The sequence below is a fragment of the Micrococcus luteus genome (assembly GCF_022664405.1).
GTDB lineage: Bacteria > Actinomycetota > Actinomycetes > Actinomycetales > Micrococcaceae > Micrococcus > Micrococcus luteus.
Map to the genome: position 1 here is coordinate 29,396 of NZ_JAKRLB010000011.1, position 22,408 is coordinate 51,803.

The following is a 22,408-nucleotide window of genomic DNA, read 5'->3' on the forward strand; positions in this document are numbered from 1 at the left end:
TCAGTGGGTCATCGCCTCGTCGATCGCGACGGCCAGGCGCAGCGGGTCGTGGACCTGGGGATCCTGGGCACTGCTCACTCTACTGAACGCCACGCGCGCGCCCATCCGGGCCGCCTCGGCCTCCACCGCCGCCCGGTCGGTGACCGCGTCCACGTCGGCGATCACCACGTCCAGCCGGAGGTCCGGCGCATAGGAGCGCAGCACCTTGAGGTGGTCGGCGTGGGTGAGGCCGGTGGTCTCCTGGTCTCCCGTGCGCAGGTTCAGCACCATGAGGCGCCGGGCGGTGGTGGCGGCGAGGGCCGCGCGCACGTCCGGCATCAGCAGGTGCGGCAGCACCGACGTGTACAGCGAGCCGGGTCCGAGCACCACCCAGTCGGCCAGCTCGATCGCCGAGAGCGCCTCCGGGGTGGCGGGGGCGTCGGACGGGCTCAGGCGGACGTCGGTGACGCGCCCCTCGAACGCGGCGACCGCGAGGGCCACCTGGCCCTCCACGCATCGGGTGCGCAGGCGGCCGTCCGGGCCGGCGCTGAGCACGTCCCCGCCGATGGTCAGCGGCACCCGCGAGACCGGCAGGACCTCACCGTGCGCCCGCAGCAGGGCGCCGGCCCAGCGCAGCCCGTCCACCGGGTCGCCCAGCAGCTCCCAGAGGGCGACGATCAGGAGGTTCCCGAGCGCGTGGTTGTCCAGGGTGGCCTGGTCGGCGGGCACCTCGGTGGAGCGGAAGCGGTGCTGCATGACGTGGGCCCAGGTCCGACCCCAGTCGGTGTCGTCGCACAGGGCGGCCAGCGCCATGCGGAGGTCGCCGGGCGGCAGCACCGCCATCTCCCGGCGGATGGTGCCGGAGGAGCCGCCGTCGTCCGCCACCGTGACGATGGCCGTGAGGTGCCCGGCCACGTGCCGCAGGGCCGCGAGGGACGCGGAGAGGCCGTGGCCGCCGCCGAGGGCGGTGACGCGGGCCGTGGGGCGGGACATGCCGGCGCCCACCCCGCGCCCTTCCGAACCCATCCCGGGCGGCAGGGGCAGTTGGCCGGTGAGCGGGGACGTCATTCGCGCCCCATGTCCCGGTGCTGGACGTGCACCGTCACGTGGGGCACCTGGGCCAGGCGCCGGGCCAGCTCCTCGGCGACGGCCACGGAGCGGTGCTTGCCGCCCGTGCAGCCGATGGCGAGCGTAGCGTAGTGCTTGTTCTCCCGCCGGTAGCCCTCGAACACCGGCCCCAGCATGGCGACGTACGCGCGCAGGAAGTCCTCGACACCGGGGCGGGAGAGCACGTAGTCCGCGACCGCGGCCTCCGTGCCCGTGTGCGGACGCAGCGCCGGCACCCAGTGGGGGTTGGGGATGAAGCGCATGTCCGCCACGAAGTTCGCGTCCGCCGGGACGCCGTACTTGAACCCGAAGCTCATGATGGTCAGGCGCAGCGTGACGGGGCCGGACTCCGAGAACAGCTCGGTGATCTCCGTGGCCAGGCCGTGCACGTTCAGCTCGGTGGTGTCCACCACGACGTCGGCACGCGCCTTGAGCGGCTCGACGACGTCCCGCTCCGCGCGGATGCCGTCCAGCAGCCGGGCGTTGCCCTGCATCGGGTGGGGGCGGCGGCCGGCCTCGAAGCGTTGCAGGAGGACGTGGTCCTCCGCATCGAGGAACACGGTGCGATACTCCACTCCGCTGTTGGCCAGGTGCTGCAGGGCGGCGTACAGCTCCTCGAAGTAGGAGCGCGAGCGCACGTCCACCACGATCGCCAGGCGCGGGAACGCCTCCGGCGAGCGGGCGATGAGCTCGGCCAGCGTGCCGAACAGGGCCGGCGGCATGTTCTCCACCACGTCCCAGCCGTGGTCCTCGAGCGCGTGCGCGGCGGTGGTCCGTCCGGCGCCGGACATCCCGGCGATCACGAGCACCTCGGATGTCGGCGGCTTCTCCGGCTGGAGGGTCTCCTCGGTCATGACTCCACTGTATCCGCGGGCGTGTCGGCCGTGAGCGCCGTGTGGACGGCCTCGGCCAGCCGCGGCCCGATGCCGGCGACCTCGGTCAGCCGGTCCACGCCGGCGGCCCGGATCTCGGCGACGGAGCCGAAGTGGTTCAGCAGCGCGGTGCGCTTGGCCGGGCCCAGGCCCGGGATCCCGTCCAGGGCGGAGACGGTCATCGCCTTGGACCGCCGGCTGCGGTGGCCGGCGATCGCGAACCGGTGCGACTCGTCGCGGATGCGCTGGAGCAGGTACAGGCCCTCCGAGGTGCGCGGCAGGACCACCGGGAACTCGTCGCCCGGCAGCCACACCTCCTCGAGCCGCTTGGCCAGCCCGACCACGGGCAGGTCGTCCAGGCCGAGCTCCTCGAGGACCGCCGCGGCCGCGGCCACCTGGGGCGGGCCGCCGTCGACCACCACGAGCGAGGGCGGGTACGCGAAGCGGCGCCCCGACTCCTGATCGTCCCCCTCGACCTGACCGGAGAGCGGGGCGCCCTCCGCGCGCTCCTTGGCCAGGCGGGCGAAGCGGCGCCGCAGGACGTCGCGCAGGGACGCCGTGTCGTCCCGGGCGGCCTCCCCCGTGACGTTGAAGCGGCGGTAGTCCTTCTTCTTCGGCAGCCCGTCCTCCATGACGACCATCGAGCCGACCACGTTGGTGCCCTGGGAGTGGGAGATGTCGTAGCACTCGATGCGCAGCAGAGGCTCGGTGATCTCCAGGGCCTCCTGCAGCTCCCGCAGGGCGGCGGAGCGGGTGGTGAGGTCCCCGGACCGCCGCGACTTGTGCAGCTTGAGGGCCATCGCCGCGTTCTCCCGGACGGTCTCCATGAGGTCCGCCTTCGAGCCCCGCCGGGGCACGCGCACGGCGACCCGTGACCCGCGCAGGCCCGAGAGCCACTCGGTGAGCTGTGCGGCGTCGTCGGGCTCGACCGGGACGAGGATCTCGTGCGGGATGCGCTCCGGCCCCTCGAGGTCGCCGTAGACCTGCTGGAGCAGGTGCGCGACCATCTCCGGCTCGGCGACGTCCTCCACGCGCTCCATGACCCAGCCGCGCTGGCCGCGGATGCGTCCCTGCCGGACGTGGAACACCTGCACCGCGACCTCCAGCTCGTCCGCGTGCAGGGCGAAGATGTCCGCCTCCGTGTTCTCCGGCAGCACCACGGCGTTGCGCTCGAACACGCGGCGCAGCGCGGCGATGTCGTCCCTCAGCCGGGCCGCGTCCTCGTAGCGCAGCTCCTCGACGGCACGGGCCATGGCCTTCTCCAGCTCGCGGATGAACCGGTTCGCGTCCCCGGCCATGAAGTCGCAGAAGTCCTGGGCCAGCGCGCGATGGTCCGCCGGGCTGATCCGGCCCACGCAGGGCGCCGAGCACTTGCCGATGTAGCCGAGCAGGCACGGCCGGTCCTGGGCGCGGGCCCGCTTGAACACGCCCGCCGAGCACGTGCGGACCGGGAAGACGCGCAGCATCAGGTCCACGGTCTCCCGGATCGCCTTGGCCGGGTGGAACGGGCCGAAGTACTTCACGCCGGGCTTCCGGTCGCCGCGCATCACCTGGACGCGCGGGAACTGCTCGTTCATGGTCACGGCCAGGTACGGGTACGACTTGTCGTCCCGGTACATGATGTTGAACCGGGGGCGGTACTCCTTGATCCACGTGTACTCGAGCTGGAGCGCCTCCAGCTCGGAGCCGACGACGGTCCACTCGACCGCGGCCGCCGTGAACACCATGGTCCGGGTCTTGGTGGCCAGCCGAGCCGGGTCCTGGAAATAGGAGCTCAGGCGGGCGCGCAGGTTCTTCGCCTTGCCGACGTAGACGACGCGTCCGTCCGCGTCGCGGAAGCGGTAGACGCCGGGGGACGTGGAGATCTCGCCCGGAGCCGGGCGGTAGAAGGCCGGATCAGCCACGGGCACCCGGGGCGGCGTTGTACGCGTCCACGCGCTCCTGCCCCGAGAGCGCGCCGATGGCGTCCATGATCGCCGCCGTCGCGTCGCGGCGCTGCGGCAGGGTGTGTCGACGCCCGGGGTGGCCGAAGTCCAGGGGCGCGCCCACGCGCACGGAGAACCGGTGGGGACGGAAGCCGTTGGTGTCAGGCGGCTGGAGGTGCTGCGTGCCGACGAGGCCCACGGGCACGACGGGTGCGCCGGTGGCCAGGGCCAGCCAGGCCGCACCGGTGCGGCCGCGGTAGAGGCGGCCGTCGCGGCTGCGGGTGCCCTCCGGGTAGATGCCGACGCCCTGGCCGGACTCGAGCAGGCCCACGAGGGACTCGAGCGCGGCCACGGAGGCGGCCTGCTCGCCCCGGCGGACGGGGACGGAGCCCACGGACTCGAAGAACCGCCGCCGGACGCGGCCCCGCAGGCCCGTGCCCGTGAAGTACTCCTCCTTGGCGAAGAAGTGGACCGGGCGGGGGGCGAGGGCCTGGAGGATCACCGAGTCGACGAAGGACAGGTGGTTGGAGGCCATGACGAAGGGGCCCCGCGCAGGGACGTGCTCCATGCCGACGACCTCGGGGCGGCAGGTGAGCCGCAGGAGCGCGGCGGCGCTCCTGCGCACGGGCTCCGACGTCGCCATGGCTCTCCTTCGTCCGCGTCCTGCGTGGGCGGGGTCCATGCTACGCGAGCAGTTCCGCGAGGAACCGGCCCGTGTGGCTCTCCGCGACGTGTGCGACCTCCTCCGGCGTGCCCGCGGCCACGATCGTGCCGCCCCCGGAGCCGCCCTCGGGGCCGAGGTCGATCACGTGGTCGGCGCTCTTGATCACGTCGAGGTTGTGCTCGATGGTGAGCACCGTGTTGCCCTTGTCCACGAGGGACTGGAGCACGTGCAGGAGCTTGCGGATGTCGTCGAAGTGCAGCCCCGTGGTCGGCTCGTCCAGCACGTAGATGGTGCGGCCGTTGGAGCGCTTCTGGAGCTCGGCCGCCAGCTTCACGCGCTGGGCCTCGCCGCCCGAGAGCGTGGTGGCGGGCTGGCCCAGGCGGACGTAGCCCAGACCGACGTCGACGAGCGTGTCCAGGTACCGCGAGATGCGGGTGTACGCGCTGAAGAAGTCCGCGGCCTCCTCGATCGGCATGTCGAGGACCTCGGCGATGTTCTTGCCCTTGTAGGTGACCTCGAGCGTCTCCCGGTTGTACCGGGCCCCGTGGCACACCTCGCACGGCACGTAGACGTCCGGCAGGAAGTTCATCTCGATCTTCAGCGTGCCGTCCCCCGCGCACGCCTCGCAGCGCCCGCCCTTGATGTTGAAGGAGAACCGGCCCTGCTGGTAGCCCCGGACCTTCGCCTCGGGGGTCTCCGCGAAGAGCTTGCGGATCGCGTCGAACACGCCCGTGTAGGTGGCGGGGTTGGAGCGCGGCGTGCGCCCGATGGGGCTCTGGTCCACGTGGACCACCTTGTCCAGGTGCTCGAGCCCCTCCACGGACCGGTGCCGGCCGGGCACGAGCTTGGCGCCGTTGAGCCGGTTGGCCAGGACCTTGTAGAGGATCTCGTTGATCAGCGTGGACTTGCCCGAGCCGGACACGCCCGTCACGGCCGTGAGGACCCCGAGCGGGACCTCCACCGAGACGTCCTTCAGGTTGTTCTCCTGGGCGCCGCGGACCGTCAGCACGCGCCCCTTCTCCGGGACGCGACGCCGCTCCGGCACCGCGATGGAGCGGCGCCCGGAGAGGTAGTCGCCGGTGACGGACCGCGTGTTCGCCTTGAGATCCGCCAGGGAGCCCGAGTGCACGACCTCGCCGCCGTGCTCGCCCGCGCGAGGACCGATGTCCACGATCCAGTCCGCCTCGGCGATCGTGTCCTCGTCGTGCTCGACGACGATGAGGGTGTTGCCGAGGTCCCGCAGGCGCAGGAGGGTCTCGATGAGGCGGCGGTTGTCCCGCTGGTGCAGGCCGATGGACGGCTCGTCGAGCACGTAGAGGACGCCGACCAGCCCGGAGCCGATCTGCGTGGCCAGGCGGATGCGCTGGGCCTCGCCTCCGGAGAGGGTGCCGGCCGGCCGCTCCAGGTTGAGGTACTCCAGGCCGACGTCCAGCAGGAACGCCAGCCGGGCCAGGATCTCCTTGAGCACCTGGTCCGCGATCTGCCGCTCCCGGTCCGTCAGCCGCAGCCCCGAGAAGAACTCCATGGCCTCCCGCATGGGCAGGCGGGTGGCGTCCGCGATGGACAGGCCGCCCACGAGCACGTTCAGGACCGTGGGGTTGAGGCGGGCCCCGTGGCACGCCGGGCACGGGATCTCCCGCATGAACGACTCGTAGCGCTCGCGGGCGCCGTCCGACTCGGTCTCCCCGTGCTTGCGCATCACGTAGGGGATGACGCCCTCGAAGCCCGTGGTGTAGCGGCGCTCGCGCCCGAACCGGTTGCGGAACGTCACCTCCACCTTGAAGTCCTTGCCGTTCAGGACGGCGTCGCGCTCCGCCTCCGTCAGGTCCTTCCACGGGGTGTCCAGGGAGAAGCCCATCTCCTTGCCCAGCCCGCCGAGCACGCGCAGCCAGTAGTCCGAGGTGGACTTGCCCAGCGACCACGGCACCACGGCGCCCTCACGCAGGGACAGCTCGTCGTTGGCGACGACGAGGTCCGGGTCCACCTGCAGGCGGGAGCCGATGCCGGTGCACTCGGGGCACGCGCCGAACGGGTTGTTGAAGGAGAACGAGCGCGGCTCGATCTCGTCCACGGTCTGCTCGTGCCCGTTGGGGCAGGAGAGCTTCTCGGAGAACGAGCGGTACCGGGGGTTGCCCTCGGCGTCCCGCCCGCCGAACTCCGCGGTGTTCTTCTTGGCCTTCTCGGCGACCGGCTCCACGTCCACGAACTCGGCCACGACGAGGCCGTCCGCCAGCTTCAGGGCGGTCTCCACCGAGTCGGTGAGGCGCTGGCGGATGCCCTCCTTCATGGCGAGGCGGTCCACGACGACGGCGATGGTGTGCTTGACCTGCTTCTTCAGCACGGGCAGGTCCGAGAGCTGGACGGTCTCCCCGTCCACGACGGCGCGGGCGAAGCCCTGCGTGGACAGGTCCTGGAACAGGTCCACGAACTCGCCCTTGCGGCCGCGGACCACGGGCGCGAGCACCTGGAAGCGGGTGCGCTCGGGCAGCTCCTCGAGCTGGTCCACGATCTGCTGCGGGGTCTGCCGGCTCACCGGCTCCCCGCACTGCGGGCAGTGCGGCACCCCGACGCGCGCCCAGAGCAGGCGCATGTAGTCGTAGATCTCGGTGATGGTCCCCACCGTGGAGCGCGGGTTGCGGTTGGTGGACTTCTGGTCGATGGACACGGCCGGGGACAGGCCCTCGATGAAGTCCACGTCCGGCTTGTCCACCCGGCCCAGGAACATGCGGGCGTAGGAGGAGAGCGACTCGACGTAGCGTCGCTGGCCCTCGGCGAAGATCGTGTCGAAGGCCAGGGAGGACTTGCCCGAGCCGGACAGACCCGTGAACACGACCATGGCGTCCCGCGGGAAGCTGACGTCCACGTCCTTCAGGTTGTGCTCGCGGGCGCCCTGGACGACGATGCGGTCCCGCTCGCCCGAGCGCGCGCCGCCGGGGCCGGAGGCGAGGCCGCCGGCGTGGGTCTCGACGGCGGAGGAGACGGTGGTGGAGGAGTTCTTGGGCACGCGGCCAGCATAGGGGCGGCACGGACACGACACCGGGGTCTCGCCTATGGGCGAACCCACCGCGGGCTGGGCCCGCCCTGGCGCCTCGCCGCCCCGTCCGTACACTGTTGCGCATGCCCGAGACCGCCCGGAACCGCCTCCTGCACGATCTGCCCGCCGTCACGGTGCGCACCTGCTCCGTGTCGGAGATGGACAACAACGTGTACCTGCTCACCTCCAAGACCACGGGGGCGCAGGTGCTGATCGACGCCGCCGACGACGCCGAGGCCATCCGCGACCTCATCGCCTCGGCCGCGGACGACACCCCGTGCGAGCCGCGCCTCGAGATGATCGTCACCACGCACCGGCACTGGGACCACGTGCGCGCGCTGCCGGCGCTGGCCTCCCTGACCGGGGCCCGCACGGCGGCCGGCGAGGACGACGCCGACGCGATCGCCGAGGCCACGGGGGTCGCCCCCGACGTGCGCCTGCGCCACGGGGACACCGTGGGGGCGGACGGGCTCCGCCTCGAGGTGGTGGCCCTGCGCGGCCACACGCCCGGGTCCATCGCGCTGGTGTGCCGCCCCGAGGCGGACGAGCCGGCCGTGCTCTTCACCGGCGACTCCCTCTTCCCGGGCGGGGTGGGCAACACCGAGGGCGACGACGGCCGGTTCCGTCAGCTGTTCACGGACGTCACGGAACGGATCTTCGACGCGTTCGACGACGACGTGGTGGTCCACCCCGGCCACGGCGCGTCCACGACCCTGGGCGCCGAACGCCCCCACCTGCCGGAGTGGGCCGACCGCGGCTGGTGACGGTGCGCCCGGGCGGTCCCGGGCCCGGCGTCAGGCCGGCTTCTGCCCCACCATGAACAGGCGCCGGGCCGGGAAGATCGTGACCGGGCCGCCGTCGTCGGCCGTGATGCCGGGCACCGGCGGGTACGCCTCGCGCATGGCGGCGCGGTACCGGTCCACGAACGCCTCGAGCAGCCCGGCGCCCTCGGCGGCGCCCTCCTCGGCGTCCCAGCGGGCCAGGGCCTGCAGGCTCGGTCGCAGGGCCGCGCCGGAGGTCCACCGGAACACCGGGTCCTCGCCCGTCAGCACCTGCTGGTACTCCGTCTCCCAGACGACCGGGGACCACCCCGCCTCGAGGAACAGCCGCGTGTACTCCTCGGGCGGCGCCACGGTGCGGGTCGTCGCCACCCCGTGCAGCGGCTCGGAGAAGGCCGGGTCCTCCGCCAGCGCCACGATCGCCGCATGGGAGGGCTGCTCGTAGGGCCGCGGGATCTGCGCCGCGAACCAGGCCCCCGGCGTGAGGTCCCCGAGCCAGCGCCGGATCAGGCGACGGTGCGTCGGGATCCACTGGAGCATCGCGTTGGACACCACGACGTCCGTCGCCCTCGACGGGCGCCACTGCGAGGCGTCGACCGCCTCGAAGCGCAGGTTGGCGGGGGCGCCCGTGCGGGCCGCCTGCTCCCGGGCCCGCTCCAGCATGGCGGGCGAGTCGTCCAGACCGATCACCTCAGCGTCCGGCCAGCGCTCGGCCAGCGTCCGGGTCAGGGTCCCCGGGCCGCAGCCCAGGTCCACCACGATGCGCGGGGCCTCGGCGCGCACGCGCCCCACCAGGTCGTGGAAGGGGCGGGCGCGGTGCTCGGCGAAGCCCTCGTACTGCGCGGGATCCCAGGTGAACCCCCCGCCCTGTCGGCCGGTCACGTCCCCCACGACGGCGTCGGTGTCCGGGTGCGGGCTCTCGGGCGCGATCTGACTCATGGCGGCACCGTATCGCGCGGAGCGGCCGATACCCTGGGGGCGATGACTTCTGCCGCCACGAACCCGCCCTCGCTGACCGACCGCATCGACGCGCTCCCGCCGACCCCGGACGCCGACGACGTCTTCGGGGCCTTCGCTGCCTGGACCGAGGACCGCGGCATCTCGCTCTACCCCGCCCAGGAGGAGGCCGCCCTCGAGCTGGTCCAGGGCCGGCACGTGATCCTGGCGACGCCCACCGGCTCCGGCAAGTCCCTGGTGGCGCTGGCCGCGCACGCCGACGCGCTCGCCCACGACGCCGTCTCCTACTACACGGCGCCGATCAAGGCGCTCGTCTCGGAGAAGTTCTTCGCGCTGGTGGACGTGTTCGGCGCGGAGAACGTCGGCATGGTCACGGGCGACTCCACCGTCAACGGTGACGCGCCCATCATCTGCTGCACGGCCGAGATCCTCGCCAACCGCGCGCTGCGCGAGGGCTCGGGCATGGAGATCGGCACGGTGGTGATGGACGAGTTCCACTACTACGCGGACCCCTCCCGCGGCTGGGCCTGGCAGGTGCCCCTCCTCGAGCTGCCGCAGGCCCGGTTCCTCCTGATGTCGGCCACCCTCGGCGACACGACCCGCCTCGAGGCGGACCTGACCGAGCGCACCGGGCGCGAGGTCGCCGTCGTCGCCCACGCGGAGCGCCCCATCCCGCTGACGTTCGAGTGGTCCGAGGTGCCGCTGCAGGAGAAGGTCGAGGAGCTCGTGAGCACCCGCCAGGCACCGGTGTACATCGTGCACTTCTCGCAGCTGGACGCCGTGGAGACGGCCCAGGGGCTGTCCTCGATCTCGGTGACGTCCAGGGAGGAGAAGGAGGCGATCGCCGCGCGGATCGCCGGCTTCCGCTTCTCCGCGGGCTTCGGGCACACGCTCAACCGCCTCGTCCGGGCGGGCATCGGCGTGCACCACGCGGGCATGCTGCCCAAGTACCGCCGCCTCGTGGAGAAGCTGGCCCAGGACGGGCTGCTCAAGGTCATCTGCGGCACGGACACGCTCGGCGTCGGGATCAACGTGCCGATCCGCACCGTGCTGCTCACCGCGCTGTCCAAGTTCGACGGGGAGAAGACCCGCCTGCTCCAGGCCCGCGAGTTCCACCAGATCGCCGGCCGGGCGGGCCGGGCCGGCTTCGACACCTCCGGCACCGTGGTGGTCCAGGCCCCCGAGCACGTGATCGAGAACAAGGCGGCCGAGCGCAAGGCCGCGGCGAAGTTCGCGAACGTCAAGGACGAGGCCGAGCGGGCCAAGCGCATGAAGCAGTCCGTGAAGTCCGGCAAGCGCAAGACCCCGCCGGCCGGCTTCGTCTCGTGGGGGCCGGCGACGTTCGAGCGCCTCGTCTCCGCCGAGCCGGAGCCGCTGGTCTCCCGCATGCGGATCACGCACTCCATGCTGCTGAACATCCTCGACCGGCCCGGCGACCCGGTCATCGCGGTCCGGCGCCTGCTGCGCGGCACCCACGAGACCCCGGCCCGCCAGGCGGTGCTCATGCGCCGCGCGCTCGGGATCTTCCGGGAGCTGCTGGCCACGGGCGTCGTCGAGCGTCTGCCCGAGCCGGACGCCGAGGGCCGCACCGTGGACCTCACGGTGGACCTGCAGCCGGACTTCGCGCTCAACCAGCCGCTCTCCCCCTTCGCCCTCGCCGCGCTCGACCTGCTGGACCCGGCCGATCCCGACCACGCGCTCGACGTCGTCTCCGTGATCGAGGCGACCCTCGACCCGCCGCGCCAGGTGCTCTCCGCCCAGGTCAAGCACGCCAAGGGCGAGGCCGTGGCCGCCATGAAGGCCGAGGGCATGGACTACAACGACCGCATGCGGGCCCTCGACGAGATCACCCACCCGCGGCCGCTGGCCGAGCTCCTCGAGCAGCAGTTCGAGCTCTACCGGCAGGACGCCCCGTGGCTCGCGGAGTTCGAGCTGACCCCCAAGTCCGTGGTGCGCGACATGTTCGAGCGGGCCATGGGCTTCGGCGACTACGTGCGGTTCTACGGGATCGCCCGGTCCGAGGGCGTGCTGCTGCGCTACCTCACGGACGCGGTCAAGGCACTGCGCCACACCGTCCCCGAGGCGGCCCGCACCGAGGAGCTCCAGGTGCTGCTGGACTGGCTCGACGAGATGGTGAAGCAGACCGACTCGTCCCTCCTGGAGGAGTGGGAGGACCTGGTGGCCGGGGACATCGACGAGCTGCGCCGGGACATGGAGGCGCTCGAGCCGCCGGCCCCGCCTCGCCTGACGGACAACGAGCCCGTGTTCCGGGTGATGGTCCGCAACGCGATGTTCCAGCGGGTGCGCCTGTTCGGCGACGAGCGGGACGAGGCGCTCGCGCGCCTGTCCGGCGAGCTGTCCGCCGACGACTGGGCCGACGCCCTCGACGCCTACTTCGACGACCACGAGGACATCGACGACGGCCCCGCCGCGCGCGGCCCCGAGCTGTTCCGCGTGGCCGCGGCCCCCGACGTCGCCGCCCCGCTGGAGCTGGCCGGCCCGCGCTGGTGGGCGGTGCGGCAGGTCCTGAAGGACCCGGACGGGGACCTGGACCACGGGATCAACGCCGTGGTCGACCTGGACGCCTCCGACGAGGCGGGCCATCCCGTGATCCGGGTGGTCTCCGTGGGCGCGCCCGAGTCCGGGTGGGGCCTGTGAGCGCCGGGGACGCTCGGGCGGCAGGACGGCCCGTGGCGGGCGACCCGCGCGGCTTCGCTCCCCTCGAGCCGGCCCGCCACCGCGTGGGCGAGCGCACCGAGCTCTACGACGGCACCGTCACGGTGGACCACTGGTTCTCGGTGCCGATCGACCACGCGCTGGGCCTCGCCGAGGCCGAGGCGCAGGACGCGGCGGGCACCGGCGTCGGGCCGCACGGGCGCGGCACGCTGACCGTCTTCGCCCGCGAGATCCGGGCGAAGGACGACCCCGAGGGCGAGCGCCCCTGGGCCCTGTACCTCCAGGGTGGCCCCGGCAGTGCCGGGCCCCGCCCGGCGCGCCTGAGCGGCTGGCTCGGCGCGCTGGCCGAGAGCCACCGCGTGCTGCTGCTGGACCAGCGCGGCACGGGGCGTTCGACCCCGGCCACTGTGGCGACCCTGACCGCCCCGGGCGCCTTCGCCACGGACGAGGCGCGCGCCGAGCACCTGGTGCACCTGCGGGCGCCCTCGATCGTGCGGGACGCCGAGATGCTGCGCCTCGCCCTCGGCGCCGGGCCGTGGACCACACTGGGCCAGAGCTTCGGCGGGTTCTGCACGCTGAGCTATCTCTCCTTCCACCCGGAGGGCCTGCAGCGCAGCCTGGTGACCGGCGGCCTCGCCCCGCTCACCGGCCACGCCGACCGGGTCTACCGGGCCACCTACGCCCGGATGCGCGCCCGCACCGAGGAGTTCTTCGACCGGCACCCGGCCGACCGCGACGCGTGGTCGGAGGCCGTGGGGCTGATCCGCGCCGCCGAGGCCGCGGGCGCCCCGATCCCCCTGCCCGGCGGCGGGCCGCTCACCGTGGGACGGGCCCAGGGTCTGGGCATGCTGCTGGGCGGCAACACCCGCGTGGACCGCCTGCACTGGGTCCTCGCCGAGGCCGTGGACCGCACCGGACCCGCGCCGCGCCTGTCCGAGACGTTCCTGGCCGCCGTCGCCGACCAGGACGACCGCCTCGTCAACCCGCTCTACACCGTGCTGCACGAGGCGATCTACGCGCAGCCGGCGGACCTGGCCGGCGGCCGGGCGGACACCGGCTGGTCGGCGTCCCGGATGCTCGCCGAGCACCCGGACTTCGACCCGGAGGCGACCACGGTCCCGCTGCCCACGGGCGAACACGTCATGCCCTGGTCCGTCGAGGTCGACCCCCGGCTGCGGCCCCTGGCCGGCACGGCGCGGCTGCTCGCCGAGCGCACGCAGTGGGGCCCGCTCTACGACGTGGCTGCCCTGGCGCAGAACACCGTCCCCGTGGCCGCCGCGGTCTACGCCGACGACGTGTACGTGGACCGGGACCTCTCGCTCGAGACGGCGCGGCGCGTCCGCGGCCTGCAGGTGTGGGAGACCGACGCCTTCCACCACGACGGCATCGCCGACGACGGACCGGCGATCCTCGAGCGGCTCCTGGCGATGACCGCGCCGGACGGCGCCGGGACGACGACGGCCCCCGACCCGGTCGACTGACCGGCCCGGGGGCCCGGGCGCCGGCGGAGGGCTCCCCGGCGCCGTGATCGGCTCAGACGGTGGGCCCGTCCTGCCGCACGATCTGCTCGGAGACCCCGCGCGCGTCGTCGTCACGGGGATCGGCGAGCCGGGTCTCGTGGGCCGTGCGGATGATGGCCGACCACGCGTCCTTGTGCTCGAGCAGCTGGTCGCGCCAGCGCTGGTCCACGGCCTCGGCCCGGGCCGTCCAGCGATCCATCAGGGCGGCGGCGCGCTCGCGCTCGGCCGGGTCGGCGTCCTCGGGCAGCTTCGAGTACCGGTACGAGTACTTCTCGGCGTTCTGCAGCGCCCGCAGGGCCTGGCCCTTCGGCGAGGCCAGGGAGATCGCCACGGTGATCGCCAGGATCACGACGACGACCACGAGGGACAGCGTCGTGGGGATCTCGACGACGGGCACGTTCTCGCCGCCGTTGATGAACGGCAGGTTGTTCTCGTGCAGGGCGTGCAGGATCAGCTTCACGCCGATGAACGCCAGCAGCGCGGAGAGCCCGTAGGCCAGGTAGACGAGGCGGTCGAGCAGGCCGTCGATCAGGAAGTACAGCTGGCGCAGGCCCATGAGCGAGAACGCCGTGGCGGTGAAGACGATGTACGCCTCCTGGGTCACGCCGAAGATCGCGGGGATGGAGTCGAAGGCGAAGAGGATGTCCGTGGCGCCGATCGCGATCATCACGAGGAGCATCGGCGTCATGAGGCGCTTGCCGTCCACCGTCGTGAAGAGGCGGTCGCCGTCGAACTGCTCGGAGGCGGGCAGGAACCGCTTGACGAGGCGGACCATCACGTTGTCCGCCTCGTCCTGGGCGCCCTCGGCGTCGCCGGACATCTCGCCCTTGAGCTGGCCGCCGGCGATGATCAGCAGGAACAGGCCGAAGAGGTAGAACACGTCCGACCACGCGGCGATGACGGCGGCGCCCAGCAGGATGAACAGGGTGCGCGAGATCAGCGCGAACGTGATGCCGAACAGCAGCACCTTCTGCTGGTACTCGCGCGGCACCCGAAAGCTGGCCATGATGACCAGGAAGACGAACAGGTTGTCGACGCTGAGCGCCTTCTCCAGCAGGTAGCCGGTGTAGTACTCGACCGCGTGCTGGGTGTCGCCGAAGGCGAAGAACACGAGGCCGAAGACGAGCGCGAGGCCGACGTAGACGCCGGACCAGATCGCGGCCTCCCGGATCGACGGCGTGTGCGCCTTGCGGACATGGGCGAAGTAGTCGAACGCGAGGAGCCCGACGATCAGCGCGATCGTCAGGCCCCAGGTCAGGCCGTTGATTTCCACGGGTCACCTCTCGGCGTCAGGGGTCAGGACGGTGCCGCAAGTCTCTCCGCCCGCCGCGGCCGCGGCCCGGGCCCCTGTGTCCGGCCGGCGGCGCGCTCTCGGCGGCCGCGGCGTGCTGACGTCCACAGTGTTCGGGATACTCCCCTACGTCGCCGGTCAGTCTACCCGGTCGCACGACGACGCCCCGACCCGCGGCGGGCGGAGCGGGGCGTCGTCGGGCCCGCTGGCGCAGGCCCATGAGGGCGAAGATATTGGCGGTCAGGACGATGAACCAGTTCTGGGTGAGGCCGAAGATCGCCGGGATGGAGTCCACCGCGAACATCACGTCCGTCAGGCCGATCGTGATGAACACGACCACCATGGGGGTGAACATGCGCCGGCCGTCCACGGTGGTGCGCAGTCGGTTGCCGTCGTAGTCCGGCGCCACGTTGAGGCGGCGGGTCAGGCGGGCCACGACGCCCGGCTCGGACTCCTCGTCCCCGCCGTCGTCCTTGAGCTGCTGCCAGGCGGTCCAGAGCAGGAAGGCGCCGAAGATGTAGAACTCCCACGTCAGGTGCTCGATGGCGACGGCGCCGACCGCGATGAACACCGCGCGGGCGATCAGCGCGATGATGATGCCCACCATCAGCACCTCCTGCTGGTAGCGGCGGGGCACCTGGAACTTGGCCATGATGATGAGGAACACGAACAGGTTGTCCACGCTGAGGCTGTACTCGGTGACCCAGCCGGCGAGGAACTCGGTGCCGTGCTGCGCATCGCCCAGGGCGAAGAGCAGCCCCGCGAAGAGCAGCCCCGCGAAGACCAGCGCCAGCGCCACGTAGAACCCGATCCACAGGCCGGCCTCCTTCATGGAGGGCTCGTGGGGGCCGCGCCAGTCTAGACGGGTGCGGTCCCGCGCGCGGATGCGGGTGGGCCCGGTCTCAGGCTGCGCCGGGGGCGGTCAAGCCGAGGGCGAGCCAGACGACGACGGCGCCGGCGGCGGCCAGGCCCCAGCTGGCGAGGGAGCCGATGAGGAACTCCTCCGCGCGCGAGCCGGCTCCGCGGTCCGCCGAGATCTCCGGGAAGCGCACGATGCCCTTGGCCGCCATCAGGGCCGCGATCACCGGATAGGCCTGCGCGAGCCCCAGGACGACCATGAGCAGTCGCTCCATGGGCCCGATGTAGCGACCGCCGCGCAGGCCGTCGGCCGCGGGGTCCGTGGGCGCGGCGGACGGCACGGTCGTGGGCTCCGCCGCGGGGTCCTCCGCCTCCTCGTCGCCCCCGTCGGCGGACCGGCCCGCCAGGGCGAGGACCGCGCGGGTGACCCGGTTGCCGGTCTCGGTCAGCGCCACCGCCACCGCCGGCAGCGTGAGGGCCGGTGGCGCGGAGCGCAGGCCCGCGGGCGCCAGGGTCGACTCGAGCACGGCCACCAGGCCGACCGTGGCCACCACCGCGACCACCCCGAGCGGCCGGTCCGGGTGCAGCCACGTCCAGCCCATCAGTAGGCCGAGGGACACCAGGCCGCCGCCCACCGCGACGGCCACGCCGGTCGGCGCCAGCACGGCCACCAGCACCGCGGCGAGGACGGCGGCCACGGCCGCGCCGGCCCGGGCGAGCCACCGCCGCCGGGGGGCGGGCCAGGCGCCGGGCAGGACGGCGTCGAGCAGGTCGTGCAGCCCCAGGGCGAGCAGTGCGAGGGCGGTCACGGCGCGACCTCCGTCGCCGCGGCGGCGAGCTCGGCGTCCAGCTCGAGCAGCCGGCCGATCCCGGACCGCGCGACGGTCTGCGACACCGCGGACTGCGTGATCCGCTCCGCCCGTGCGGCCTCCGCCTGGGTCGCCCCGCCCAGCAGGGCTGCGGCGATCCGGCGTTCGCGGGCCTTGAGCCGGCCGAGGACGTGGTCGCGCAGCAGGGCGAGCCCGTCCACGGCGGCGGTGAGGGACGGGTCCGCGGCACGGAAGGCGGTCGCGGCGCCGGCGGCCCGCTCGTGCGCGTGCTCGACGGCCTCGCGGGCCCGATACCAGGCCGTGCCGTCCTCGATGCCGTCTCCGCCGGCGTCCAGGGCCCGCCGCTGCCCCAGGCCGATCCCGAAGCGCAGGTCGAGGCCCGGGGGCAGGGCGAGCGTGACGCGGACGGTCAGCCGGAGCGCGTCCGGCCAGGTGCGGTGCAGCGCCTGGAACTCGTCGCCGACGCTGGCCCAGGCGGGGCGCAGCGGCGGGACGTCCTGTTCCGCGGCCGCGAAGGCGGCCAGGATCTGCTCCTGCGCGCGCTCCCGGTCCGGGAGGGCGCGGGAGCCGACGATGTCCGCGATCACGGCCGCGACCGGGGGTGCTGCGCTCATGGCGTCACACTATCACTGATATGAATATATTCATCAGTGTTTTCATAACACCCCGGGGCGCGGAACGCGCCGGGCGGTCACTGCTCCCGCTTCATCTGCCGCAGCTCCTTCTTGAGCTCGCCGACCTCATCGCGCAGGCGGGCCGCGAGCTCGAACTGCAGGTCCGCCGCCGCCTGGTGCATCTGCTGCGACATCTGCTCGATCAGATCGGCCAGGTCCTTGGCGGGCAGCGACGCCGGGTCCACCGCCGGGGCCTCGGCACCCTCCCCCGTGGCCGGGGCCCGGTCCAGTGAGCTGAGGCCGCGGTGGCCCATGCCGAAGTCGAACCCGGACTTCACGCCCCCCATGCCCTTGAGGAAGTCGGCGGTGTCCGCGTCCTCCCGGGCCAGCTGGTCCGTGATGTCCGCGATGCGCTTGCGCAGCGGCTGGGGGTCGATCCCGTGCTCCTCGTTGTACGCGATCTGCACGGCCCGGCGCCGCTCGGTCTCGTCGATCGCCCGCCGCATGGAGTCCGTGACGTTGTCGGCGTACATGTGGACCTCGCCGGAGACGTTGCGGGCGGCGCGGCCGATGGTCTGGATGAGGGAGGTGGTGGAGCGCAGGAAGCCCTCCTTGTCCGCGTCCAGGATCGCCACGAGCGAGACCTCGGGCAGGTCCAGGCCCTCGCGCAGCAGGTTGATGCCCACCAGCACGTCGAAGGTGCCCTTGCGCAGCTCCCGCAGCAGCTCCACGCGGCGCAGCGTGTCCACATCCGAGTGGAGGTACTCGACCTTCACCCCCGCCTCGAGCAGGTAGTCCGTGAGGTCCTCGGCCATGCGCTTGGTCAGCGTGGTCACCAGGACGCGCTCGTCCTTGGCCGTGCGCACCCGGATCTGCTCGAGCAGGTCGTCGATCTGGCCCTCGGTCGGCTTGACCACCACCTGCGGGTCCACCAGCCCGGTGGGCCGGATGATCTGCTCGACGTAGCCGTCCGCCTGGCCGAGCTCGTAGGCGCCCGGCGTCGCGGAGAGGTACACGGTCTGCCCGATCCGTTCGAGGAACTCATCCCACTTCAGCGGGCGGTTGTCCATGGCCGAGGGCAGGCGGAAGCCGTGCTCCACGAGGGTGCGCTTGCGGGACATGTCCCCCTCGTACATCGCGCCGATCTGCGGGATGGTCACGTGGGACTCGTCCACCACGAGCAGGAAGTCGTCCGGGAAGTAGTCCAGCAGGCAGTGCGGGGCGGAGCCGGCGGGACGGCCGTCGATGTGGCGCGAGTAGTTCTCGATGCCGTTGCAGTAGCCCATCTGCTGCATCATCTCGAGGTCGTACGTGGTGCGCATGCGCAGCCGCTGCGCCTCGAGGAGCCTGTCCTGGGACTCCAGCTCCTGCAGCCGCTCCCGCAGCTCGTCCTCGATGGTGGTGATCGCCCGGCCCATGCGCTCGTCGCCGGCCACGTAGTGCGAGGCTGGGAAGATGTACATCTCCTCCTCCTCGCGCACCACCTGGCCGGTGAGCGGGTGCAGGGTCTGGATGGACTCGATCTCGTCCCCGAAGAACTCGATGCGCACCGCGAGCTCCTCGTACATGGGGATGATCTCCACGGTGTCCCCCCGCACCCGGAAGGTGCCGCGGTGGAAGTCGACGTCATTGCGCACGTACTGCATCTGCACGAACCGCCGCAGGAGCACGTCCCGGTCCATCTCCGCACCGCGGCGCAGGGTGACCATCTGCTCGATGTACTCCTCGGGCGTGCCGAGGCCGTAGATGCAGGAGACGGTGGCCACCACGATCACGTCCCGCCGGGTCAGCAGCGCGTTCGTGGCCGAGTGGCGCAGCCGCTCGACCTCCTCGTTGATGGAGGAGTCCTTCTCGATGAAGGTGTCCGTCTGCGGGACGTACGCCTCGGGCTGGTAGTAGTCGTAGTAGGAGACGAAGTACTCGACCGCATTGTTGGGCAGCAGCTCGCGGAACTCGTTGGCCAGCTGCGCCGCGAGCGTCTTGTTCTGCACCATCACCAGCGTGGGCCGCTGGAGGCGCTCGACGAGCCACGCCGTCGTCGCCGACTTGCCCGTGCCGGTGGCGCCCATCAGGACGACGTCCTTCTCCCCCGCCTCCACGCGCTCGGCGAGCTCGGCGATGGCCTTCGGCTGGTCACCGGAGGGCTGGTACGGGGAGATGACCTCGAACGGGGCGACGACGCGGTTGATCTTCTGGGCCAGGCTCATGGCACAACCCTACGTCGCGCCCCGGACACCCCGGCGGTCAGTCCGCCGAGGGCTCAGCCGCGCCGGGCGCGAGGAACCGGTCCCACACCTGGTTCGCCACGGACGCGAGCCGCTCGAGGTCGGCGTCGTTGACGATGACCACGTCCGCGACGGCGCGCCGCTGCTCGTCCGTGGCCTGGGCCGCGATCCGCGCCTCGGCGTCCGCGCGGCTCATGCCGCGGTCCTCCACCATCCGGCGCAGGCGCTCCTCGAGCGGAGCCTCCACCACGATCACGAGATCGAACGCGTCCGCCTGCCCGGTCTCCACCAGCAGCGGCACGTCCTGGACCACGACGGCGTCCGGCCCGGCCTCGGCGACGATGCGCCGGGCCGCAGCCCTGATCCGGGGGTGCACGATGCGGTTCAGGCGCTGTCGGGCGCCCTCGTCCCCGAAGACGATGCGGGCCATCTCGACGCGGTCGAGCTCACCGTCCGCGGTGATGACGCGGTCCCCGAACTCGTCCTGGACGGCGGCCAGCCCATCGGTGCCCTTCTCGAGGACCAACCGGGCGAGGGCGTCCGAGTCCACCAGGAGCGCGCCACGCTCCTGCAGGACGCGGGCCACCGCGGACTTGCCGGCGGCGATCCCGCCGGTCAGGCCCACATGGACGCGCGGCCGTTCGGCCACCGGGTCGGTCTCGGTCATACGCGCTCTCCTCGGGCAGCCTCGAGCTGAGGCTGGATCTTGGCCTCCCAGTATGCCCGGACGGCCTCCTTCAGGTCCTCGAGCGAGCCGTCGTTCTCGATCACGGTGTCCGCGATCTCGGCCCGCTCCTCGTCCGCCGCCTCCTCATCGATGAAGGCCCAGGCCTGCTCGCGGGTCATGTCGTGGGACTCCATGAGCCGGGCGACACGCACCTCGGCGGGAGCAGAGACGGCCAGCACCTGGTCGAAGTCGTGCTCGGAGCCGGTCTCGGCCAGCAGGGCCAGGTCGACCACCAGCACGGAGTCCTCGCCGACCTCGCGAGCCCGGCGGTTCGCCTCGTCGCGCACCGCCGGGGCGACGATCTCGTACATGCGCGTCCGGGCGGTCGAGCTCTCGGCGGTGAGCCGGTTGAGGGTGCGCGCGTCCAGGGTGCCGTCCGCGCGGACGATGTCCTCGCCGAAGACCGAGCGGAGCTCCTCGAGCACGGGGCTGCCGGGCACGAGGATTTCCCCCATCAGGTCATCGAACTCCACGACGACGGCCCCCAGCCGCTCGAGCTCCGCGCCGACCTCGGTGCGGCCCGAGGCGATGCCGCCGGTCAGGCCGACGGTGACGAGGGCCTTGGCCGCGTCGATGCGCTGCTGGTGCCACGTCTTCGGGGTGTGCGTGTCGTTCTCCGGCTCGGTGCCGACCTCGAACTCGGGGCGGATCACGAAGTCCGAGACGTCCATGCCGTCCTCGGTGGCGCGGCGGCGGTACTCCTCGACCGGCAGCACCTGCTTCCACTGGCGGGTCCGCATGGGCCGCGCGGCACCCGCGTCCTCGCGCAGGGCCTGCAGCAGCAGTGCGGCCTGCGTGACGGTGATGAGCAGGATGGGCAGGCCGATCACGATGATGACCTCCTGCAGCGCCGCCAGGCCGTTCTCGCCCGCGGTGAGGATGATGGCCGCGCAGACCGCGCCGATGGACACGGCCCAGAACACGGACTGGCGGCGGGGCGCGGCATCCTCGTGGCCATTGGCCATCGCGTCCATCACGAGCGCGCCCGAGTCGATCGAGGTGATGAAGAACAGCGTAATGACCACGAGCGCCACGACCGCGACCACCGTGTAGAGCGGCGTGCCCTGCAGGTGCTGGAACAGGGCGGCCTGGACGTTGCCGTCGGTGACGATCGTCTGCGTGAGGTCACCGCCCTGGCCCGGCGCCGGCGCGGTGGCGCGGTCCGACTGGAACGCGGAGTAGCCGTAGATGCCCATCCAGATGATGACGAACGCGGTGGGCAGGCCGAGGCCGGCCGCGATGAAGGAGCGGATGGTGCGGCCGCGCGAGATGCGGGCGAAGAACATCCCCACGAAGGGCGCCCATGTGACGGTCCAGGCCCAGTAGAAGACGGTCCAGTCACCGGACCACTGGCCCGAGTTGTACGTGTCGTTGTAGGTGGAGAGCACGGGCAGCATCGACGCGTACTCGCCGATCGCCTGCACGGTGCCGCGGATGACGTCCATGCTGGAGACGGCCCACATCAGGACGTACACGAGCAGGGCGATCGCCAGCAGGATGTTGCCGTAGGACAGCCGCTTGACGCCCTTGTCCATGCCGGCCAGCACGGAGGCCGTGCCCACGGCGGTGACGACGGCCAGGATGAGCGCCTGGACCCAGCCGGCCACGGGGGTGCCCAGCACGTAGTTCATGCCCGCGTTGATCTGCAGGGCGCCCAGGCCCACGGACACGCCGAGGCCGAACACGGTGGAGACCACGGCGATGATGTCGATCGTCTTGCCGATGGGGCCGTGGATGCGATCGCCGAGGAGGGGCTGGAAGGCGGAGGACACGCGCGGGGGCAGCTTGCGCTTGTACGTGAAGTAGCCGAAGCACAGGCCCGGGACGAGCAGGATCGCCCACATGTGGATGCCGAAGTGGAAGTTCGCGATCGCCATGGCCTCCGAGGCCGCGCGGTCGGAGAACGGCTCCGTCCCCGCCATGGGCGGGTTGGCGTAGTGGTTCATCGGCTCCGCGATGCCCCAGAACATCAGCACCGCGCCGACGCCGGCGGCGAACATCATGCCGAACCAGGTCAGGCCGGAGTACTCCGGCACCGCGTCGTCGTCGCCGAGCTTGACCCGGCCGTACCGGGTCACGGCGAGGATGAACAGGAACGCCACCAGCAGGGTCAGGCTGAGGGTGTAGATCCAGCCGACGTCGTAGCGCAGCCAGCTCGAGACCACGCCGAAGGCCGCCTGGACCGGGCCCGGGAACAGGCCCATCGCGGCGGTGAAGAGGACGACCGCGGCGGCCGATCCGAAGAAGATCGCCGGACTCGTGCGGAGCCCCAACGTGTCGTGCAGGCGAGTGAGCGGGGAAGTCATGAGTCTCCCGGGACAGGGTCGTGGGAGGCCCGCGGCGGCACGCG

At 72.3% G+C, this 22,408-nt stretch carries 15 protein-coding genes and 1 pseudogene; 3 read left to right on the plus strand and 13 right to left on the minus strand.

Annotation, left to right across the window (positions count from 1 at the left end):
• From MF605_RS06480 to uvrA, 5 genes are read right to left on the minus strand one after another with little or no spacing between them, the layout of a single operon-like run.
• Nucleotides 1–1,047 carry a gluconeogenesis factor YvcK family protein gene (locus MF605_RS06480; protein WP_036315301.1) on the minus strand — a complete coding sequence of 349 codons (1,047 nt, stop codon included), beginning with the start codon at nucleotides 1,045–1,047 and terminating at the stop codon, nucleotides 1–3.
• A complete protein-coding gene (rapZ, locus tag MF605_RS06485; RefSeq protein WP_036338578.1) occupies nucleotides 1,044–1,940 on the minus strand; it encodes an RNase adapter RapZ in 897 nt (298 codons plus the stop codon). Before rapZ ends, MF605_RS06480 begins: the two co-directional genes overlap by 4 nt.
• Complete coding sequence (gene uvrC, locus MF605_RS06490; RefSeq protein ID WP_208857726.1) at nucleotides 1,937–3,862, minus strand: excinuclease ABC subunit UvrC; 1,926 nt, start codon at nucleotides 3,860–3,862, stop codon at nucleotides 1,937–1,939. The genes rapZ and uvrC overlap by 4 nt, the downstream gene beginning before the upstream one ends.
• Nucleotides 3,855–4,526 carry a lysophospholipid acyltransferase family protein gene (locus tag MF605_RS06495; RefSeq protein WP_036315306.1) on the minus strand — a complete coding sequence of 224 codons (672 nt, stop codon included), beginning with the start codon at nucleotides 4,524–4,526 and terminating at the stop codon, nucleotides 3,855–3,857. The genes uvrC and MF605_RS06495 overlap by 8 nt, the downstream gene beginning before the upstream one ends.
• A 40-nt stretch (nucleotides 4,527–4,566) precedes the next feature.
• Complete coding sequence (gene uvrA, locus MF605_RS06500; RefSeq protein WP_134416972.1) at nucleotides 4,567–7,551, minus strand: excinuclease ABC subunit UvrA; 2,985 nt, start codon at nucleotides 7,549–7,551, stop codon at nucleotides 4,567–4,569.
• Between the two features lie 113 nt (nucleotides 7,552–7,664).
• On the opposite strand from uvrA, the gene MF605_RS06505 reads away from it, so the two are divergent.
• Nucleotides 7,665–8,345 (plus strand): MBL fold metallo-hydrolase, encoded by a 681-nt coding sequence (locus MF605_RS06505; protein WP_134416973.1) that lies wholly within the window; start codon nucleotides 7,665–7,667, stop codon nucleotides 8,343–8,345.
• A 30-nt stretch (nucleotides 8,346–8,375) separates the two neighbouring features.
• Here the strand turns inward: MF605_RS06505 and MF605_RS06510 are convergent, their stop codons facing one another.
• Nucleotides 8,376–9,299, minus strand: coding sequence for a methyltransferase domain-containing protein (locus MF605_RS06510; RefSeq protein WP_134416974.1), 924 nt, complete (start codon nucleotides 9,297–9,299; stop codon nucleotides 8,376–8,378).
• A 42-nt stretch (nucleotides 9,300–9,341) separates the two neighbouring features.
• Between MF605_RS06510 and MF605_RS06515 the strand changes: the two genes are divergently transcribed.
• Together MF605_RS06515 and MF605_RS06520 are read left to right on the plus strand one after the other, a co-directional pair.
• A complete protein-coding gene (locus MF605_RS06515; RefSeq protein WP_134416975.1) occupies nucleotides 9,342–11,975 on the plus strand; it encodes a DEAD/DEAH box helicase in 2,634 nt (877 codons plus the stop codon).
• A gap of 32 nt (nucleotides 11,976–12,007) precedes the next feature.
• The gene (locus tag MF605_RS06520; protein WP_063189259.1) at nucleotides 12,008–13,474 is read left to right on the plus strand and encodes an alpha/beta fold hydrolase; all 1,467 of its coding nucleotides are present in this window, start codon (nucleotides 12,008–12,010) and stop codon (nucleotides 13,472–13,474) included.
• Nucleotides 13,475–13,526: 52 nt separating this feature from the next.
• Here the strand turns inward: MF605_RS06520 and MF605_RS06525 are convergent, their stop codons facing one another.
• The 7 genes and pseudogenes from MF605_RS06525 to coaE (MF605_RS06555) form a co-directional block, all read right to left on the minus strand.
• The gene (locus tag MF605_RS06525) at nucleotides 13,527–14,786 is read right to left on the minus strand and encodes a TerC family protein (RefSeq protein WP_049147868.1); all 1,260 of its coding nucleotides are present in this window, start codon (nucleotides 14,784–14,786) and stop codon (nucleotides 13,527–13,529) included.
• 16 nt (nucleotides 14,787–14,802) lie between these two features.
• A pseudogene (locus MF605_RS06530) lies at nucleotides 14,803–15,657 on the minus strand (TerC/Alx family metal homeostasis membrane protein); the annotation flags it as partial.
• Between the two features lie 49 nt (nucleotides 15,658–15,706).
• Nucleotides 15,707–16,471: a hypothetical protein gene (locus MF605_RS06535; RefSeq protein ID WP_061867947.1), complete on the minus strand. Its 765-nt coding sequence runs from the start codon at nucleotides 16,469–16,471 to the stop codon at nucleotides 15,707–15,709.
• Nucleotides 16,468–17,106 (minus strand): SatD family protein, encoded by a 639-nt coding sequence (locus MF605_RS06540; RefSeq protein WP_044658956.1) that lies wholly within the window; start codon nucleotides 17,104–17,106, stop codon nucleotides 16,468–16,470. The genes MF605_RS06535 and MF605_RS06540 overlap by 4 nt, the downstream gene beginning before the upstream one ends.
• A gap of 77 nt (nucleotides 17,107–17,183) precedes the next feature.
• Nucleotides 17,184–19,313 carry an excinuclease ABC subunit UvrB gene (gene uvrB, locus MF605_RS06545; RefSeq protein WP_036315328.1) on the minus strand — a complete coding sequence of 710 codons (2,130 nt, stop codon included), beginning with the start codon at nucleotides 19,311–19,313 and terminating at the stop codon, nucleotides 17,184–17,186.
• Between the two features lie 37 nt (nucleotides 19,314–19,350).
• Entirely contained in the window at nucleotides 19,351–19,998 is a 648-nt protein-coding gene (coaE, locus tag MF605_RS06550; protein WP_036315330.1) for a dephospho-CoA kinase, read from the minus strand.
• Nucleotides 19,995–22,364 carry a dephospho-CoA kinase gene (gene coaE / locus MF605_RS06555; protein WP_134416976.1) on the minus strand — a complete coding sequence of 790 codons (2,370 nt, stop codon included), beginning with the start codon at nucleotides 22,362–22,364 and terminating at the stop codon, nucleotides 19,995–19,997. The genes coaE (MF605_RS06550) and coaE (MF605_RS06555) overlap by 4 nt, the downstream gene beginning before the upstream one ends.
• Between the last annotated feature and the right edge of the window lie 44 nt (nucleotides 22,365–22,408).